Origin of the sequence: Actinomadura sp. WMMA1423, from assembly GCF_006547145.1 — a bacterium.
Taxonomy (GTDB): Bacteria; Actinomycetota; Actinomycetes; order Streptosporangiales; family Streptosporangiaceae; genus Spirillospora.
Genome location: NZ_CP041244.1, coordinates 4,617,898 through 4,635,149, shown reverse-complemented (window position 1 = coordinate 4,635,149; position 17,252 = coordinate 4,617,898). Strand labels below are relative to the sequence as shown.

At 73.0% G+C, this 17,252-nt stretch carries 13 protein-coding genes and 1 pseudogene; 9 read left to right on the top strand and 5 right to left on the bottom strand.

Features of this window, described 5'->3' with window-relative positions; genetic code table 11:
- Window positions 1-142: 142 nt before the first annotated feature.
- Both FKD65_RS21325 and FKD65_RS21320 read right to left on the bottom strand, forming a co-directional pair.
- Window positions 143-340: a DUF397 domain-containing protein gene (locus FKD65_RS21325; RefSeq protein ID WP_141579160.1), complete on the bottom strand. Its 198-nt coding sequence runs from the start codon at window positions 338-340 to the stop codon at window positions 143-145.
- On the bottom strand, window positions 340-1,146 hold the full coding sequence (locus FKD65_RS21320) for a DUF5753 domain-containing protein (RefSeq protein WP_168221135.1): 807 nt from the start codon (window positions 1,144-1,146) through the stop codon (window positions 340-342). The genes FKD65_RS21325 and FKD65_RS21320 overlap by 1 nt, the downstream gene beginning before the upstream one ends.
- Window positions 1,147-1,257: 111 nt before the next feature.
- On the opposite strand from FKD65_RS21320, the gene FKD65_RS21315 reads away from it, so the two are divergent.
- On the top strand, window positions 1,258-1,698 hold the full coding sequence (locus tag FKD65_RS21315) for an ATP-binding protein (RefSeq protein ID WP_168221134.1): 441 nt from the start codon (window positions 1,258-1,260) through the stop codon (window positions 1,696-1,698).
- A 327-nt stretch (window positions 1,699-2,025) separates the two neighbouring features.
- Here the strand turns inward: FKD65_RS21315 and FKD65_RS21310 are convergent, their stop codons facing one another.
- Together FKD65_RS21310 and FKD65_RS21305 are read right to left on the bottom strand one after the other, a co-directional pair.
- On the bottom strand, window positions 2,026-3,138 hold the full coding sequence (locus FKD65_RS21310; protein ID WP_141579157.1) for a hypothetical protein: 1,113 nt from the start codon (window positions 3,136-3,138) through the stop codon (window positions 2,026-2,028).
- 112 nt (window positions 3,139-3,250) lie between these two features.
- Complete coding sequence (locus FKD65_RS21305; protein WP_240810267.1) at window positions 3,251-4,495, bottom strand: Ig-like domain-containing protein; 1,245 nt, start codon at window positions 4,493-4,495, stop codon at window positions 3,251-3,253.
- A gap of 461 nt (window positions 4,496-4,956) precedes the next feature.
- Here FKD65_RS21305 and FKD65_RS21300 point away from each other — a divergent pair, with 461 nt between their 5' ends.
- From FKD65_RS21300 to FKD65_RS21270, 7 genes are all read left to right on the top strand, one after another.
- Window positions 4,957-6,366: a sugar transferase gene (locus FKD65_RS21300; protein ID WP_141579156.1), complete on the top strand. Its 1,410-nt coding sequence runs from the start codon at window positions 4,957-4,959 to the stop codon at window positions 6,364-6,366.
- A gap of 383 nt (window positions 6,367-6,749) precedes the next feature.
- Window positions 6,750-8,111 carry an O-antigen ligase gene (locus FKD65_RS21295; protein ID WP_168221133.1) on the top strand — a complete coding sequence of 454 codons (1,362 nt, stop codon included), beginning with the start codon at window positions 6,750-6,752 and terminating at the stop codon, window positions 8,109-8,111.
- A 143-nt stretch (window positions 8,112-8,254) separates the two neighbouring features.
- Window positions 8,255-10,249, top strand: coding sequence for a lipid II flippase MurJ (locus FKD65_RS21290; RefSeq protein WP_240810266.1), 1,995 nt, complete (start codon window positions 8,255-8,257; stop codon window positions 10,247-10,249).
- Complete coding sequence (locus tag FKD65_RS21285) at window positions 10,221-10,898, top strand: polysaccharide deacetylase family protein (protein WP_141586986.1); 678 nt, start codon at window positions 10,221-10,223, stop codon at window positions 10,896-10,898. The genes FKD65_RS21290 and FKD65_RS21285 overlap by 29 nt, the downstream gene beginning before the upstream one ends.
- Entirely contained in the window at window positions 10,895-12,028 is a 1,134-nt protein-coding gene (locus tag FKD65_RS21280) for a glycosyltransferase (protein WP_141579154.1), read from the top strand. Before FKD65_RS21285 ends, FKD65_RS21280 begins: the two co-directional genes overlap by 4 nt.
- Before the next feature lie 118 nt (window positions 12,029-12,146).
- Window positions 12,147-12,767: a hypothetical protein gene (locus FKD65_RS21275; RefSeq protein WP_141579153.1), complete on the top strand. Its 621-nt coding sequence runs from the start codon at window positions 12,147-12,149 to the stop codon at window positions 12,765-12,767.
- Window positions 12,768-12,864: 97 nt separating this feature from the next.
- The gene (locus tag FKD65_RS21270) at window positions 12,865-14,448 is read left to right on the top strand and encodes a glycosyltransferase (RefSeq protein WP_141579152.1); all 1,584 of its coding nucleotides are present in this window, start codon (window positions 12,865-12,867) and stop codon (window positions 14,446-14,448) included.
- A 254-nt stretch (window positions 14,449-14,702) separates the two neighbouring features.
- Here the strand turns inward: FKD65_RS21270 and FKD65_RS46645 are convergent.
- A pseudogene (locus FKD65_RS46645) lies at window positions 14,703-14,912 on the bottom strand (glycosyl hydrolase); the annotation flags it as partial.
- 657 nt (window positions 14,913-15,569) lie between these two features.
- On the opposite strand from FKD65_RS46645, the gene FKD65_RS21260 reads away from it, so the two are divergent.
- Window positions 15,570-17,228, top strand: coding sequence for an ATP-grasp domain-containing protein (locus FKD65_RS21260; protein ID WP_141579151.1), 1,659 nt, complete (start codon window positions 15,570-15,572; stop codon window positions 17,226-17,228).
- Window positions 17,229-17,252 lie beyond the last annotated feature (24 nt).

Here is a 17,252-nt window from a genome sequence, read left to right as displayed (position 1 = left end):
CGGACGCCTCGCGGGGGACGACTGATCGCCCGGACGACCGGTTGCTCCTGGTGCCGTCGTTGACGGTGAACGGGCCGATCCGGTATCCGCTGGTGTTCCTCAAGAGCTGACCTTGAAATCGCCCTGCTCGGCGACGGTCGGGTCAGCGGGGCAGCGAGTCCTGCCTGGCGCGGGCGAGTAGATCGGCGAAGGCGTGCGACGTGAGGGCGAGGTGGCCGCTCTCGGGGGCCTTGCTGTCTCTGATGCCTATGGCGTGAGAAAGACGCGCAACTTCCACGCACTGCTCGGAAGTGCCCTGAGTGCTCCGACTGCTCTTGCGCCATACGGGGGGTTTCGACATCAGATGTTCTCCACCGTGTCCTTGAGTAGTGCTCGGGACATCTCCACGGGTAGCGCCGCAGCACCGATGCGGTCGAACCTGTTGCGCAGGCCCACGACCTCTTCGGCGTCCAACTCTAGTCGGCCGCCGTTTGGTGCCTCAAGGAAAGCGATCTCCCCTTCCTTGACCTTGAGGACCTTGAACGGGCCGTCCAAGCCTTCGTTCGCTCCCGCGGCGTTCGGGACGATCCGCAAGATCACGTTTGGGAGCTCCGAAAGTCGGATCAGGTGGGCAACCTGCTCTCGCAATACATCGCGCCCGCCGACCTGCGGTCCGAGAGCCGTCTCCGCGATCAGCACCCAGATTTCGGGTGGGTCTGGCTTGTGCAGGATCGCCTGCCGTGCCATGCGGGCTTCGACGCTCTTCTCCAGGTTCTTGGGGCGTCCGGCGAGGAGGAGTGCGCGCGCATACTCGGGGGTCTGGAGCAGAGCCGGGATCAGTTGGCCGTCGTAGGAGCGCATCTCGGACGCGCGCTCCTCGAATGCCAGGTAGTTCTTGTTCCAGTTGGGGTCGTGTCCCAAGCGGGCAAACCATAGCAAGGTTGCGAAGAGCCCTCCGGTGTTCCACTTCGCATCCAGGATCGCCGCTTCGCTTTCCTTGAGTTGCGACTCGCCGCTTTCGAGTCTGGAAATCGAAGAGCGGGAACGGTTCAGCCAGCGCGCGACGGTGTCGCCTGTCTGGCCATGCTGCATGCGCTGGAAGCGGAGGAAGAAGGCGATGGTGGCCCAGAGGTTGAGCCTCGGGTCGGGGGGTTCGTTGATGTTCACTCGTCCACCTTCTGGATCGTTCAACTTCCAGGTCTTCCAGGGAACAGCGACAAACTAACCCCGCGCGGTCATTGTTGTCCTCGGAATTCGGCGAAAGGAGGGGGTGGTGAAATGGCGATAGAAGCCGTGGATGTGGGCGAGGTGGACATTTCTTGTCTGGCTGATCGGACGGTGCCGGGGATGGTGCGGACCGTGGTCGGGATGCGGCTCGCGGAATGGGGTCTGGAGAAGGTGGCCGACAGCGTTCTGCTGGTCGTCGCGGAGCTCGTCACCAACGCCGTGCGGGTTGCGGGTGAGCGGGAGATTCGGGTCAGGTGCGTGCGGGAGGCTCGGGCTGTCCTGGTGGCGGTGTGGGACTCGTCTTCGGAGAGGCCCGTGACGCGGCCGGTGAAGGGGCCCGAGGACTTCGGAGCGGACGCTCGGGCGCTGGATGACGGGTACGACGACGGGACCGGTGGGTGGGGGTTGCCGCTCGTCCAGGCGCTGGCGGCGGCGTGCGGGGTGGCCGAGGGCGAGACCGGCAAGTGGGTGTGGGCGAGGGTCGCGTGCTGAGGCGGTCGCGGAGGCGGCGGAAGGCCGTCCGGTATCTGGATCTGCTCGCGTTGGCGGTCGGGGTGCGGGGGTGGCGGTGCGTGAAGTTGTACGGGCGTGAGTTCCCTGCGCCGCTGCTCTGGGTCTACGCCAGTGGGGTCGCCGAAGACGTGGGTGTGGTCGTGCGAGCGCGGGCCGTCGGTGGGGAGTGGGTCTACCAGGACGTCCAGCGGGGGTGGGTTCTCTTTCCGTGCGGGGACGCGCAGGCCGCCGGGGAGCGGGTCGATGCGGTTCTGAAGGGGCGCCTGTTTCCGGCCCCGTGGTGAGGTGGATGCCGTGGGGAGGGGGCTATGGGGTGAGGCGGTGGCGTAGGCGGCGGATGTTGCGTTGGACCAGGGTTTCCTGGAGGGCGATCTCCGCCAGGGCGATCGCTGCTTCCGCGCCGGCTTGGGCGGTCTCCTCGGGCGTGGGGGCAGACGTCGTTTCCGTGGACGGCTCGTAGCGCAGGTCGTTCAGGTCGCCGACTACCTGTGCGGGGGTCTCCTGGAGGGCGGCCAGGTCCTTTTCAGTCCATTCGGCCAAGCGGGGACGCCATTCGGGTGGGAGGACGGCCCTGGCGCCGCGTTCGGGGCGGGACTGGAAGCGGGCCGTGACCACCTGGCGGACCCAGTCGGCGTTCTGGCCGCTCCAGGCGGTCCGCCGGATGGCCGCGTTCATGGACGACAGCACCAGCGTCTCCGGTGCCGTCAGGCCGGTGTGGGCCTGGTCGCCGGGGAGGACGGCGGACTCGGCGAAGGCGGGCAGGCCGATCGCCTCCGCGAAGCGTTGCCAGAGCAGGTGCGGAGGCGTGCCGGGGGTGGTGACGATGCGGACGCGGGCGGCTCCCGCGTCCGACCAGCGTCTGGCCAGGTCTCCGAGGCCGAACGCCCGCCAGAGGTGCGCGGACGGGTCGGTCTCGATGTAGTCCCGCCCCTTCTCCCGTTGGGCGGCCAGGCTGGCCAGGTAGGTCTCGAAGCTCACCGTCCGGCCGTTGCGGATGTGCTGCTGCCAGAGTGAAGGCAGCGTCCGGCCCAGGCCGCGGGCGGTGACCACGACCTCGACGTCGTCTACGGCGAGCGCGTCCAGGAGGTGGTGGATCGCGGGGGTGCGGATGACCGAGAGCGCCTCGGCCGACAGCAGCACGGTGCCGGGCGTCGACCGCACGTCGTCAAGCAGGGTCAGCCAGGAGGACGTCTCGTCGGCCGCGCGGTCGTGGGACACCCAGGGGAACTCCGCGCCCAGCAGCCCGTAGCTCGCCCATTCGTGGTTGGCGACCGTCCGCTTACCCCTGGCCCAGTCGGGGAGGACGGGGTAGCGGACGCCCGCGCCCGCGAGCGCTTCGGCGTTGGCCTGGAGCACCTGCTGCAGGAACGTCGTGCCCGACTTCTGCACGCCGACATGAAGGATGATCTTCGCTGCCACCCGGACACTCCCCCCGCGACCTCTTGGTCACGAAGGGTAGTGGTCGCGGGAGCTCGGGCGTGGGACGTGGTCAAGCCCGGGACGTGGTCAGTCAGGCCTGGGACGTGGTCAGTCAGGCCTGGGACGTGGTGATGGGCTTGCCGAGGGAGCCGCCGCTGGCCCACTGGGAGAAGGGGAGCTGCCAGTAGCCCCAGCCGTTCGTCCACTGGAGGCTGCGCTTCGTGCCGGTGATGGTGACGAGGTCGCCCCGGTACGACCAGTGGAAGAACCACTGCGCGTCGTTGGCGGGGGAGCGGACGCAGCCGTGGCTGCAGTTGCGGTTCCCCAGGCAGGACGGGTCGTCCATGTTCTGGTGGATGTACTCGCCGCTGTTGGAGATACGGGTCGCCCACGGCACCTTCTCGTCGTACCAGCCGGGGTCGCCCTTCTTCTTGCCCGGCGGGCGCATGCGCTCCAGGCGGACGTGGTCCATGGTGAGGTGGACGCCGCTGGTGGTGAGCAGGTGGTCGACGCCGTCGCGCTGGACGTCGCCGCCGCTGCCGAGGCTGATGCCCCAGTTGCGGACGGTGCGGCCGTTCTTCTTCACGACGAGGCGGTGCGTCTTGGCGCTGATGTTGATGACGTGGGAGTCGCCGACCTTGAAGGTGCGGGTGGTGTCGCGGTCGCCGAAGACGTTGTCACCGATCTTCAGGCCCGCGTAGTGGACCTTGACGGTGACGGTCTGGTGCGGCTTCCACGGGCGCTTCGGGCGGAAGACGACGGAGGGCAGGCCGTTGAAGGACTCGCCCGCGCTCAGCCAGCGCCAGGCGCCCTCGGTCGGAGTCGTGGAGGAGATCTCCAGGGCGCGCTCGATGGAGGGCTTGGCCTTCTCCGGGACGGCCTTGTTGAACTGGACGAAGACCGGCATGCCGGTACCGACCGTCTCGTTCTCGCTCGGCACCACGTTGTTGACGCGGGTGGCGGCGGTCGAGCGGGACGTGCGGAACGTGCTGGTCGCGGTGGTGGACTTGCCCTTGTCGGACGTCGCCGTCGCCGAGACCTGGTAGCCGGCGCCGGGCTGCAGCGTCCACTTCGAGCGCCACTTGGTCTTGTCGGCGGACAGGTTGCCGGGGACGTCGACCCCCTTCAGCTTCACCGAGACGTCGCCGAGCTTGCCGCCCGCCGCGGCCACCGTGATGCCCTGGTCGGGACGGGCCTTGCCGCTGCCGTTCGCCGGAGTGATCGTGACCTGGGGGGCGCCGTCGTCGCCCTTCGTGGTCGTCCCGCCGCCGCCCGACCCGCCGCCGCCGTTGCTGCCGCCGCATGCGGTCGCCAGGCCCAGGACGAGCGCCAACACCAACGCCTTACCTCGTCGCACCGTTCTCCCTCAACAGCCCGCCGGATCCCGCGTGACGCGGATCGGCAACAAGATCCCGGAACGGCCTTTTATTCCCGGCCCGCCCAGAGGCGGGACGGCCGGTTTCGGCGTCCGACTCACCTATAGACGTCCATGGTCTCGCAGAGGTTCGCATGCGGTGGCCACTTCGCATGATCTTTCTGGGTCCATCACCTGTCCGCCGCCCGTGCGTCGCCGGTTCGTCGCCGGTTCGTCGCTGGTCAGCGGCTGGTTCGGGGCTGGTCCGGGGCTGGTCCAGGGGGCGGGTCGGCCGATTCCCGGACGTTGCCGTTGATCTTCTTCCTCAAGCCCGTCGATCTTCTCTTCAAGACTGCGGCGGCCCCGGTTAAAAGCGGCGATTTGCGCTTTGACCAGGTGCGATGCTGATCACCGGCCGCCTGCGACGGCCCCGCAAGGTGTCTTGTCCATGAAGGGGACGCGCGATGAGAGCCCAGGGGCTGAGTTTCTCCGTCGACTCCGGCGCAGCCCCTCCGGAACCCGTCGCGGCGGACACCCGTCCGGTCACCGCACGCGGCGCGCGGCTGCTGGCCGGGCTGTGCCCGGTGTGCCTCGCCGTCCTGGACGGCTGGGCGATGGCCGTCGCCGTCTCCCTGACCGGAGGCGGCGCCCTGCCGGGTCTGGCCGCCGCGGCGATCGTCGTGTTCAACGGCGCGGGCGGGCTGTACCGGGCGCGCCGCGCCCCGTCCCTGCTCAACGACGCGCCCCCGCTCCTGCTCCGCACGCTCCTCGTGTGCGGGCTCGTGGCGCTCCTGCGGTCGGACGACCCGGCCTGGCTGTGGACGGCGGTCCTTTGCGGGACGGTCCAGCTCGGCGCGCGGGGGTTCGTGAACGCGGTGGTCCGGTCCTACCGGTGCCGCCGCGCCAGGGCCCGCCCCGCCCTGGTCGTCGGGACGGGCGGGACCGCCGCCCACGTGCTCGACGTCCTGCGCGAACGCGGCGATCTCGGGCTCGCGGTGGCGGGGCAGGTCTCCGCGGCGGAGGGACCGGTCGACCGGCTGGGCGCGACTCCCGTCCTGGGGGAGACCTCCGACATCCCGTCGCTTGTGGAGGAGCACAGGATCGAGACGCTGGTCGTCGTCGCGGAGGACGTGCGCCCCGACCGGCTGGACGCGGTGCTGCGCATGTCGTTCGGGCTGCCGTGCGAGACGCTGCTCGTTCAACCGCCGTCGGACGTGGTCCCGGTGGTGCCGGGCCGGCGCGAGTACCTCGCCGGGCTGCCGTGCGTGCGGGTCGCGTGGGGGTTGCGCGCCCCGGCGGCCCGCTGCGCCAAGCGCATGCTCGACGTCGTCGTCGCGTCCCTGGCCCTGGTGCTCGCGCTGCCCCTGTTCGCGGCGTGCGCGCTCGCCGTCCGGATCGAGGGCGGCCCCGGGGTGCTGTTCCGGCAGCGGCGGATCGGGCTCGGCGGGGAGGAGTTCGTCCTGCTGAAGTTCCGGACGCTGAAACCCGCGGACCAGCGGGAGGCCGACACCCGCTGGACCGTCAAGGACGACGAGCGGGTGGGGCCGGTCGGCCGGTTCCTGCGCGGCACGTCGCTGGACGAACTGCCACAGCTGTGGAACGTCCTGCGCGGCGAGATGAGCCTCGTCGGGCCGCGCCCGGAGAGGCCGCACTTCGTGGAGCAGTTCTCCCGCACCTGCCCCGGCTACATACTGCGGCACCGCGTCCGGGCCGGGATGACGGGCTGGGCCCAGATCCACGGGTTTCGGGGCGACACGTCCATCGAGCTGAGGGCGAGGCTCGACAACCACTACATCGACCACTGGTCTTTCAGCGGCGACCTGCGGATCCTGCTCCTGACGGCGCGAGCGCTCCTCTTCCGGGACCCCGCATGAGGATCCCCTTCGCGGGCGCCGGTGCATGGCCCTTCGCAGTCAGTGGGCCGGGCGCCGGGTCGTTCGTGGCGCAGCCCGCGAAATCCGCGCAGGCTGCCGGTACTCCACACGCCGCCGAGGGTGCCGGCGGCGGGCAGGTCTCCGACGCCGGGCAGGCCGCCGATGTTCGGCAGGCCCCCGGTGTCGCGCATGCAACTGGCGGCGGGCATGCCCCCGACACCGCGCACGTCGCCGGGGGTGGGGATGCCGCCGGCCGTCCGCGTCATCGGGGAGGGCGGCGTGGTGCTGGTCGTGAGCGTGGTGTCGGCCGTGGGCGTGGTGTCGGCCGTGGGCGTGGTGGTGCCGTGTCCTTCCTCGCGAGGATGCGGCCGAGGCGTCTCAGCTTGCTGATCGCGGTCACCGTGGCCTGTGTCGGGATACCGCCCCGCGCGCAGCCGTTCGGGTCCGGCGCGCAGGTCACGCTCGGGGACGTCGCCGGCGCGGTGCTCGTGCTCGTCGCGGCGGGGATGCTGGTCACGGGCCGGGCGCGGCTCCCCGGCCGGGCGCTGCTCGCGGTCGGGCCCCTGGTCGCGACGCTAGGGATCAGCACGGTGCACTCGACCGACATCGTCACCAGCCTCACCGGGTTCGTCCGCGACCTCCAGGTCTTCGTGCTGGTCCCGCTCGCCGTGGTCGTGCTGGTCCGCGACCGGCGCGACCTCGGTGCCGTCTGCTGGTCGGTGCTCGGTCTCGGCCTCGCGGAGGCGGCGTACGGGATCTGGCAGGCGGTCACGGGGAACGGCGCGTCGATGGGCGGCGAGAACATCCGGGCCGTCGGCACGTTCGGCGCGGTCGAGGTGATGGCGATGTCGATCGTCGTCGGGTTCGCGTTCCTGGTGCTCACCGCGTTCGCGCTGACGGCCCCGCGGCACGGTTTCGCCGCCGTGCCGTGCGCGCTCGCCGGGATCGCGGTGCTGGGCGCCGCGCTGGCCTTCGCGCTCAGCCGCGGGACGTGGATCGCGCTCGGCGCCGCCGCCGTCCTGATCCTGGTGCTCTTCGACCGGTGGACGGCCGTCAAGGTGCTGACGTGCTGCGGTGCCCTGATGCTCGTCCTGCTCGGCATTGGGGGCGGCGGATCGCAGGCCGTCGTCGAGCGCGCCAAGTCGGCGGTCGTCTCGGTCAGCGACCCGGACCAGTCAGTGGGCGACCGGTACAACCTGTGGGCGGCCGCCCTCCAGATCTGGGAGGACCATCCGGTCGCCGGCGTCGGGGTGAAGAACTTCCCGGCCTACCGCGACACCTACGCGACGATCGAGCTGTCGTCCGGCAGCGAGACCGCCGACCCCGTCAACGGCTACGTCCGGCAGCCGCTGCTGTCGCCGCACAACGAGTACCTGCTCTTCCTGTCCGAGCAGGGCGTGGTGGGCCTCGCCGGGTTCGCCGCGCTGCTCGCCGTGATCGTCGCCGGACTGCGGGCGCGCCGCGACGCCCGCGACCCGTTCTGGCTGGCGAGCGTCGGGCTCATGGCCTTCCTGCTGGTCAACTTCCTCTACGCGGACCTGGGCGGGCCGACGTGCGTGCTCGTCGGCATCATCCTGGGCCTCACCGCGACCTGCGCGTTCGGGTCGGTCAGCTCTTCGCGGGGAGCGGTCGACCCTTCCTCCGGGGTGGACGGCGTGTCCGGGGAAGCGGTCGCGCCTTTCTCTGGGGCGGTCGGTCCTTCCCGCGGCGCGGCAGGGGTCCGTTCCCGCAGGGGGGTTCCGTGACCGGGCGCGGCGAAGGGCAGTCTGCGCGGAAGCAGGCTGTGGATCCTGCCGACCGGTCTTTGGGGCAGCCCGTCGCGCCTGTGGGGCGGTCCGCGGATTCGGAGGGACGTGCCGGGGGTTCTAGGGAGCGCCCCAAGGAGCCCGTGGGGCGGGCCAAGGGGTCTGTGGGGCGGGCCGCGCTGGTGTCGGGGGTGCTCATCGCGGCCGGGACCGGGCTCGGGTTCCTGCGCGACCTCGTCATGGCGGACCTGTTCGGCGCCAGCGGCAGCACGGACGCGTTCCTCGTGGCCTGGACGATCCCCGAGACCGTCTCGCCGCTGCTGATCGAGGACGCCATGGCGCTGCTCATGGTCCCCGTCGTCACGCGGCTCCTCGCTCGCGGGGACGGCCTGCGTCCCCTCGTCGGCACGACGTTGCCCCGCATGGTGCTCGGCCTGTCGGTGGTCACCGGTGTGCTCGCCGTCGCGGCGCCCGCCGTGGTGGACGTCCTCGCGCCGGGGTTGGCCGAGCAGGGCCCGGCCGTCCGGTGCGTGCGGCTGACCGCGATCACGGTCGTGACGTTCGGCGTCGCGGGCTTCATGAGCGCGACGCTGCGCGCCCACCACAGGTTCGGGCCGCCCGCCGCCATCTACCTCGCCTACAACACCGGCATCCTCGCGCTGATCGCGGGCGTGTCCGGGGTCGTGGGCATCACCAGCGCGGCGATCGGCGTCGCCTGCGGCAGCGTCCTGATGGTCGCGGTACAGGTCCCGGCGTTCGTCCGCTGCCTGCGGGACGCGCCCGGGGAACAGGACGCCGCGCCGGCGAGGAGCGTGGACGTGCGGCTCGGCATCGCGGCCGTCGCCCCCATCGTCGTCTACACGGTCACGCGGCAGTCGCAGGTGTTCGTGGAGCGGTTCATCGGCGCCGGACTGCCCGCCGGATCGATCTCGCACCTGAACTACGCGCAGAAGGTCGCGCAGGTGCCGATGGTGCTGTCGCTGCTGATCGTGACGGTGACGTTCCCGAGGCTCGCCCGGGCGTCGGCGGACGGGGACACCGCGCAGGTCGCCCGCCGCATCCGGCAGGACCTCGCCGTCGCGAGCGCGATGGTGCTGGCCGCGACCGCGTTCCTCGTCGCGTTCGCGCCGTCCGTCATCGGGGTGCTGTTCGAGCACGGCGAGTTCACGTCCGCCGACACCGCGAGCACAGCGGGCATCTTGCGCGTCTACGCGCTCGGACTCTGGGGACAGACGGCGGTCGGCCTCGCCGCGCGCGCGTTCTTCGCCGGGGCGCGGCCGACGTGGAGCCCGGCGGCCGTGCTCGGCGCGGGCCTGGCCGTCACGGCGGTGATCGGCGGTGCGTTCGCCGCGTCCGCGGGGACGCTCGCGCTGGCCGCGGCGAACGCGACCGGGATCACCCTCTCCGCCGTCCTGCTCCTGGCCGGGCTGCGGCGGGGCGTGGCCCCGGTCCCGCTGGGGCGGATCGCGGCCGACGTGGCCGGGCTCGCGCTCGCCGCCGCGGGGGCCTGCGCGACGGGGCTGCTCGTCGCCGGGGCCCTGGACGCGCCGCCGATCGTCCACCTGGCGGCGGGCGGGCTTGTGGTCGCGGTCGCATTCACCGTCCTCGCCGTCCTCACCGTGCTGACGGGGCCCGGCGCTTCGCGGGTGCGGGTGGGTGCAGGGCCGCGGATCGCTTCGGGGCCGCTCGGCGCGCTCGGTGCGCGTCTTCGGCGCGGCCGCATTGAATCGGGGGATATCAGTGAGCAAGCCGACAGAACAGCCTTCTCTCAGAGGGCCGGGAAGCCTGACCGAACCGGGAAGCCGAGCCGAACCAGCAGGTCTGAGCGAAACCGTGAGCCTGAGCGACACGGCGAACCTGACGGGCACGACGAGCCTGACCGATACGACGAGCCTGACCGATACGACGAGCCTAAGCGACGCTACGAGCCTGGGCGGTACTACGAGCCTGGGCGGCGCGACGAGTCTGGGCGGCGCGACGAGTCTGGGCGGGACGGCGAGTTCGACCGAAGCGTTGACCTCGACCGAGGCGTTGAGGCCGGCGGAGCCGGATCGCCTGCCGAGGCCGGGGCGGACGGTCGAGGGGGGCCGGCACGCGCCACCGGTGCTGATGTACCACTCGGTCGACCACTTCGATGAGGATCCGCACCTGGTGACGGTCTCGCCGGCGCGGTTCGGGCGGCAGATGGCGTGGCTGCGGGCGCACGGCCTGCGCGGAGTCGGGATGCGCGAGCTGATGGACGCGCACGCCGCCGGCCGGACGCGCGGCCTGGTCGGGCTGACCTTCGACGACGGGTACGCCGACTTCGCGACCCGGGCCGTCCCGGCGCTGGTGCGGTACGGGTTCGGCGCGACGGTGTTCGTCGTGTCCGGGCGGATCGGCTCCTACAACGTGTGGGACGACGGCCCGCGCAAGCCCCTCATGACGGCCGAGCAGATCCGCGCCGTGGCGGACGCCGGCATGGAGATCGCGTCCCACGGACGGCACCACGTCTCGCTCCCCGAGACGGACGCCACCGAGCTGCGCGAGGAGCTGGAGGAGAGCCGCGCCGTCCTGGAGGACGTCATCCGGGGCCCGGTCACCGGCTTCGCCTACCCGTACGGGCACGCCACCGTCCGCGAGATCGATGCTGTGCGCGCCGCCGGGTACGACTACGCCTGCGACATCCGGCCCGAAGACCCGGGACGGCACGCGCTGCCGCGCACCTACGTCGGCGACCGGGACGGCCCGCTGAGGCTGCGCGTCAAGCTCGTCGTCCACGAGCTGCTCCGGAGGAGCCGCGTGTGACCAGGGTCCTGCACGTCATCACCGGCCTGGAGCACGGCGGCGCCGAACGCCAGCTCGCGCTGCTGGTACGCCACCTTCCGGTGTCCTGCGAGGTGGCGACCCTGACCCGGGCCGGGGCCGTCGGCGCGGAGCTCCGCCGCTCGGGCGTGCCCGTCCACGAGATCGGGATGCGCGGCAACCGGGACGTCGGGGCGCTGCCGCGGCTGTTCCGGCTGATCCGCCGGGGACGGTACGACGTCGTCCACACCCATCTCTACCGGGCGTGCGTCTACGGCAGGATCGCCGCGTACCTGGCAGGGACGCCCCGCGTCGTCGCCACAGAGCACTCGCTCGGCGATGGCCTCATCGAAGGACGAGCGACCACGCGCGGTGTCCGGGCCCTGTACCGGACGACCGAGCGGCTGGGGTCCGCGACGGTCGCCGTGTCGCCTGCCGTGGCGGCCCGGTTGCGCGCCTGGGGTGTGCGGCCCGGCCGGATCGTCGTGATCCCGAACGGTGTGGAAGCCGCCGCGTTCGCGTTCGACCCCGCCCGGCGCGCCGCGACCCGCCGCCGTTTCGGGATCGGCCCGGACGAGCCCGTCGTCGGCGGCGTCGGGCGCCTCGTCCCGGGCAAGCGCTTCGACCTGCTGATCGACGCGGTCGCGCGGATGGACGGTGTGCGGTTGCTGCTGGTCGGCGCGGGGCCGGAGCGGGAGGCGCTCGCCCGGTCGGCGCGCGACCTCGGCGTCTCCGACCGCGTGGTCTTCGCGGGGGCGACGTCGGACGTCGCGGGAGCCCTCGCCGCCATGGACGTGCTCGCCGCGCCGTCCGTCCAGGAGACGTTCGGGCTCGGCGTCCTGGAGGGGCTGGCCGCCGGGCTTCCCGTCCTCCACACCGCCTGCCCGGCGCTCGACGGGCTCCCGTCGGCCGGCGCCCCGGACGCCCGCCGCCTCCCCTCCGACGCCGGGATCTGGAGCGCCGAACTCGGCCGCGCGCTGCGCGCACCCCGCGACCGGACGCGGGTCCCGCCGGTCGTCGCCCGCTACGCCATCGCCGAGCAGGCCGCCGAGCTCGCCCGGCTCTACCGCCTCGAATCGTCCGCAGCCGAGGCCGTACCGACATCAGAAAGGGTTCATGATGCAGCGACGTGAAGCCAGGAGGAGGCCGCCGAGGCGGGCCGGGCGAACCGGCCGGGCCGCTCCGTCCGGCCGTCGCCCGCGCGGGTGGATCGCCGCGACGGCGCGGCGCTTCGGTCTTTCCGTCGCGTTCGTGCTCGCCGGGTTCCTCGGCGGGCTCGGGTACGCCGTGCTCGCGCCCCCCGCCTACACCGCGACGGCGTTCGTCATGGTCGTGGACGACGTGCAGGGGCGGCCGGGCCCGGCCGCCGTCGGTTTCGCGCAGGCCTTCGGGCGGCTCGCGCCGCTCCCGGAGACCCTCGCCTACTCCACGCTCCCGCTCCCGCCGGAGCCGGCGGGGTCCACCCGCGAGCACATCCAGGCGTCCACCTCGCCGGACACGCCGCTGATCAAGCTCGCCGGCATCGGCGGCACGGCCCGCGAGGCCGCCGCGTTCGCCAACGCCGCGGCCGACGCGCTCGTCCGGTACGGGACGTCCCACCGCTCCGACACCGGCGTCCGCGTCACGCTGATGACGCTCGCCGAGCCGCCCGCCAGGCCGTCGTCACCGAACCTGCCGCTCGGCGTCACGGTCGGGACCGCGTCGGGGATCCTGCTCGCCGGGCTCACCGCCGCCGTCATGAGCGGACGGCGCGGGCGCACCGGCCGCAGAGGGAAGGGCCGCGTCTCCGGCGCCGCCGCCACCGACCCCGTGCCCACCGACCCCGTGCCCACCGGCCCCGTGCCCACCGGCCGCGTGGAGGCGGGCACGTGACCGCGGCGCTTTCGCTCGACGCCTTGTCCTGGAGGCCGTCCACCGAGTGGTCGGCCGAGGTGCGGCGCGACGGGCAGGCCCGCGTCCTCGGTGCTTCATGACTGGGCGGCGGGACGGTGCCCCGCTGCGGATACTGCACGTCAGCCGGCCGAACGCGGGCGGGGTCGCCGTCTATGTCGGGCAGACGGCCGCCGACCAGCGCCGGCGCGGCTGGGAGGTCGCGGTCGCGTGTCCTCCGGGCGGCGACCTGCCTGAACGGTGCATGGCGGCGGGGGTGCCCTGGCTCAACTGGAGCGCCGGCCGCGCCCCGGGACCCCGCACCCTCATGGAGGCGTTCGGCCTGCGCCGCCTGGTGAAGGGCTTCGCACCGGACGTCGTCCACCTGCACGCCTCGAAGGCGGGCCTCGCCGGGCGGCTGCTGCGCCGCCCCCTCGGCACCCCCACGATCTTCCAACCGCACGGCTGGTCCTGGCTCGCCGCCACTGGGCGCCAGGCCGCGTTCAGCCGCCTGTGGGAGCGGGTCGGAGCCCGTAGGAGCGACGCCCTGGTCTGCGTCGGGATCGGTGAACTGCGAGAGGGGCTGCGCGCCGGGGTGCGGGGTCCGTACCGGCTCGTCCGCAACGGCGTCGACCGGAGCCGGTTCACGCCCGCCGACGCCGACGCCCGCCTCGCCGCCCGCGTCCGGCTCGGCCTCCCTCCGGGCGTGCCGCTCGCGGTCTGCGTCGGACGTGTGACCCGGCAGAAGGGGCAGGACGTCCTCATCGCGGCGTGGCCGGGAGTCACCGCGCGCTGTCCGGATGCTCGGCTCGCCATCGTCGGGGACGGCGAGGACCTCGACCGGCTGCGCCGCGAGCGGGTGGCCGGGGTCCAGTTCGTCCCAGCCGTGGAGGACCCGCGCGACTGGCTCGCGGCGTCCGACCTCGTCGTCCTGCCGTCCCGGTGGGAGGGCCTGCCGCTGACCGCGCTGGAGGCGCTCGCCACCGGGCGCCCCCTCGTCGGGACGGACATCCCGGGCATCACGGAGATCATCCGTCCGGGACTGGGCGCGCTGGTGCCCGTGGACGACCCCGCCGCGCTCGCCGAGGAGATGGCCGCCCGGCTGCTGGCCCCCGAGATCGCCGAGCGGGAGGGGCGCGCGGCGTCCGCCGCGTCCGCCGCCTACGACATCGGCCGGACGGCGGCGCTTCTCGCGGCCGTCACCCGCGACGTGGCCGGGCTCGCGGAGTGCCCCGGGGAGGCTCCGGCGGACGCGCGGACGGCGGTGGACGCGCGGACGGCGGCGGACGAGCGGGCGGCGGCGGACGCGCGGGCGGTGGCGGGCGGGCCCTTCCACGGCGGCCTTCGCGGCGGCACCGGTTCGGCGGGTGGCCTGGGATGCGGGTTGCCGGAGGACTTGCTCGGCAGCTTGCCGGATGACTTGGTCGGCGGCTTGCCCAAGGGCTTGCTGGACGGCTTGGTCCGCGGCTTGCCCGGCGACTTGATGGACGGCCCAGCTGCTGAGGGCACGGCGGGTGAGGGCGGGGCGGCCGGGGGCGCCAGCGGCGGTGCGGGCGGTGCCGGGCTCCCCGGTGCGGGGGCCGCCGGTGCGGGGACCGCTGGGACGGGGGCGGCCGGGGGCGGGGTGAACGGTCCGTTGCCTGACGGCGGCGGGGCGGTCACGCCGCCGAACAGCTCCAAGTAGGCGGCGGAGGAGCGCGGGTTGCCGCCGCACGTCCAGACCCCGTGCGGGCAGTAGTCCGTGATCGTCTGATAGGCGACGTCGTGCGACATCATCCAATCGTGCATTCCCCGAATAAAGGCGGGGTTGTCAGAGTTGCGAAAAAGACCCCATTCAGGGAATGACAGGGGCTTGCCGTGCGCGGTCGCGAAATCCGCCTGCATGCGCAGCCCGTACGGCTCGTCCACGAAATCTTGGAACGACTTTCCTGCGGGTTGGTCGTAACTGTCCGATCCGAGGATGTCGACGACGTCGTCACCGGGATAGCAGTCCGTCCACGGGATCGCGTCCCGCCCCCGCGCCGGGGCGAAGTCGAAACGGAAGCGGGCCCCGCGCACCGCGCGCATGGTGCCGACGATCCTCCTCCAATACGCCTTCCACGCGGACGGGTCGGGAGAGCACCGCCCGGCGTAGGATTCCCCGTTCATCTCCCAGCCGAGGACGATGACCGAGTCGCCGGCGTTCCGGGAGACGAGCCGCTCGGCGAGCGTCCGGTAGTGGCGGTCGAACGCGCCGCGCGCGCCGCCGCGCAGCAGTCCGGCCAGCGCCGGGACCGGGATCCAGCCCTCGTTCGGCGCCATCATCGGGACGTTCACGACCAGCATGCGGCGCTGGTCGGCGGCCTTCCAGTGCGTCCACGGATCCAGGATGCGCTCCGGGCCCTCGATGTCCCGCCACTCGTGGCCGGGCAGGTAGGTGCGTCCGATCGTCACCGTCGAGCCGAGCCAGCGCTCGAAGCGGGCCACCCGGTCCACTCCTTCCGGGCCCGAACCCAGAAACGCCCCCAACGGCACATGGGCCGCCCATCGGTGAGCCGCCCGCGGCTCCTGCCGGGTCACCGCCGCAGGCGCCGTGAGGCCGAACAAAGCCACGGATGCGGCGAGAATGGGAGGGAGTGGACACCAGGACGGCGACCTTTTCCACCGGGGTCCGAAAGCCCGTCCCGTTGAATGGATATCCGCAGCTCGCATGCGTATCGTACTACCTCGGAAGCCCGCCGTGAAAAAGCAGGTCGGGCGGAAACGCACGAAAATTTACCGTGGGGAAGGGATGCCGTGCGCCGCGACAAAAGGGAATGGGCCTGAATGTTCGTGCGAGCAGGCTCTGACACCGCGCCCCGTACGGCCCGGCCGCGCGCCGTGGGCCTCGACCCGGGCCTTCCCGTCCTGCTGCTGCGCACCGACCGCAACCTCTTCCACCACGGGACGCTCGCGGTGATCCGCAGTCTCGGCCGTGCCGGCGTCCCCGTGCACGCCGTCCTGGAGGGGCACGCCAACCCCTCGTCCCGCTCCCGCTACCTGTTCAGGGCGCACCCGTGGGGGCCGCCCGCCGACCGGCCGGACGACCTGCTGGCCCACCTGCGGGCCATCGGCGAGCGGATCGGCCGGGCCGCGCTCCTCGTCCCCATGGACGATGCGGGGGCGATCTTCGTCGCCGAGCACGCGGACGGGCTGGGGAACCACTTCGTCTTCCCCCGCCAGGACCCCGCCGCCCCCCGTGCCGCCGCCGACAAGGCGCTGCTGCTGGAGGCGTGCCACCGGTACGGCGTCCCGTGCCCGCGGAGCCTGACCCCCGAGTCGGCCGCCGACGTCGACGAGGCCGCCGCCGCGCTCGGGCTGCCGCTGATCGCCAAGTGGGCGCGGCCGTGGCGGCTGCGCCCCGGGATGTGCAGCACCGCGCTCGTCCACACGCTCGGAGAACTCCACCGACTGTTCGCCGCCACCCGCGACCATCCCCCGGACCGCGTCGCAGGCGGCGCTCTCCTACGTAGCACGGGCGACCCCACCCTTGGCGGCCCCATCCCCGGCGGCCCTACCCGCGGCGACGGCCCCGCTGGCGGTGCCTGCGGCGCCTGTGGCGGCGCGGGTGGTGGGCCGGGGCCGCTGATCTTGCAGCGGCGCATCCCGCCCGCCGGTGGGGACTGGTTCTTCCACGGTTACTTCGACGAGAGCGGCGAGCTCCTGTACGGCGGCGTCGGCCGCAAGCACCTCGCACGCCCCCCGCAGGCCGGGCACACGGTCGCGGGGGAGTGGGTCGCGGCCCCGGAACTCGAGCGGCTCGCCGTCCGGATCGTCCGGCTGCTCGGCTGCCGCGGCCTCGTCGACCTCGACTTCCGGCTCGACGCGGTCAGCGGCGAGTACCACCTGCTGGACTTCAACCCCCGGATCGGGGCGCAGTTCCGGCTGTTCACCGACCGGAACGGCCTCGACCTCGCCCGCGTCCTGCACCTGCACCAGTCGGGCCGCCCCGTCCCGGAGGCTCGTCCTGCCCCCGGCCGCAGGCTGCTCGTGGAGAACCACTACCTCGCGCGGTCGGCCCGCCGCCCGCGCGCGGGTACCCCGCCGCGCCCCGACACCCCGCCTCCCGGCACCTCGCCACGCCCTGATACCTCACCGCCTCCCGGTGCCCCGCCGCGTCCCGGCAGCCCTCCGCGCTCTGGAACCCCGCCGCGTCCCGGCAGCCCTCCGCGCTCTGGAACCCCGCCGCGTCCCGGCAGCCCTCCGTGCTCTGGAACCCCGCCGCGCCCGCGGCTGCGCCCGCCGCGGCCGCTGCGGGAGACCCTCCGGTCGCTGCGGGAGACCCTCCGGTCGCTGCGCGAGACCCTTCGGCCGCTAAGGGAGACCCTTCGGCCGCTGCGGGAGGCCGACGAGTTCGCCTGGTACGCCGGCGACGACCTGCCGCCCTTCCTCGCCATGGGGAAGCGCAGCGCGCTCCGCGCGGTCGAACGGCTCCGCGCCAGGTAGCACACGAACACACGGGGGAATGGA

Coding starts and splice junctions, on each gene's coding strand:
- FKD65_RS21260 (WP_141579151.1), top strand. CDS start 15,570: ATGTTCGTGCGAGCAGGCTCTGACACCGCGCCCCGTACGGCCCGGCCG.
- FKD65_RS21300 (WP_141579156.1), top strand. CDS start 4,957: ATGAGAGCCCAGGGGCTGAGTTTCTCCGTCGACTCCGGCGCAGCCCCT.
- FKD65_RS21325 (WP_141579160.1), bottom strand. CDS start 340: ATGTCGAAACCCCCCGTATGGCGCAAGAGCAGTCGGAGCACTCAGGGC.
- FKD65_RS21270 (WP_141579152.1), top strand. CDS start 12,865: ATGACTGGGCGGCGGGACGGTGCCCCGCTGCGGATACTGCACGTCAGC.
- FKD65_RS21285 (WP_141586986.1), top strand. CDS start 10,221: ATGTACCACTCGGTCGACCACTTCGATGAGGATCCGCACCTGGTGACG.
- FKD65_RS21315 (WP_168221134.1), top strand. CDS start 1,258: ATGGCGATAGAAGCCGTGGATGTGGGCGAGGTGGACATTTCTTGTCTG.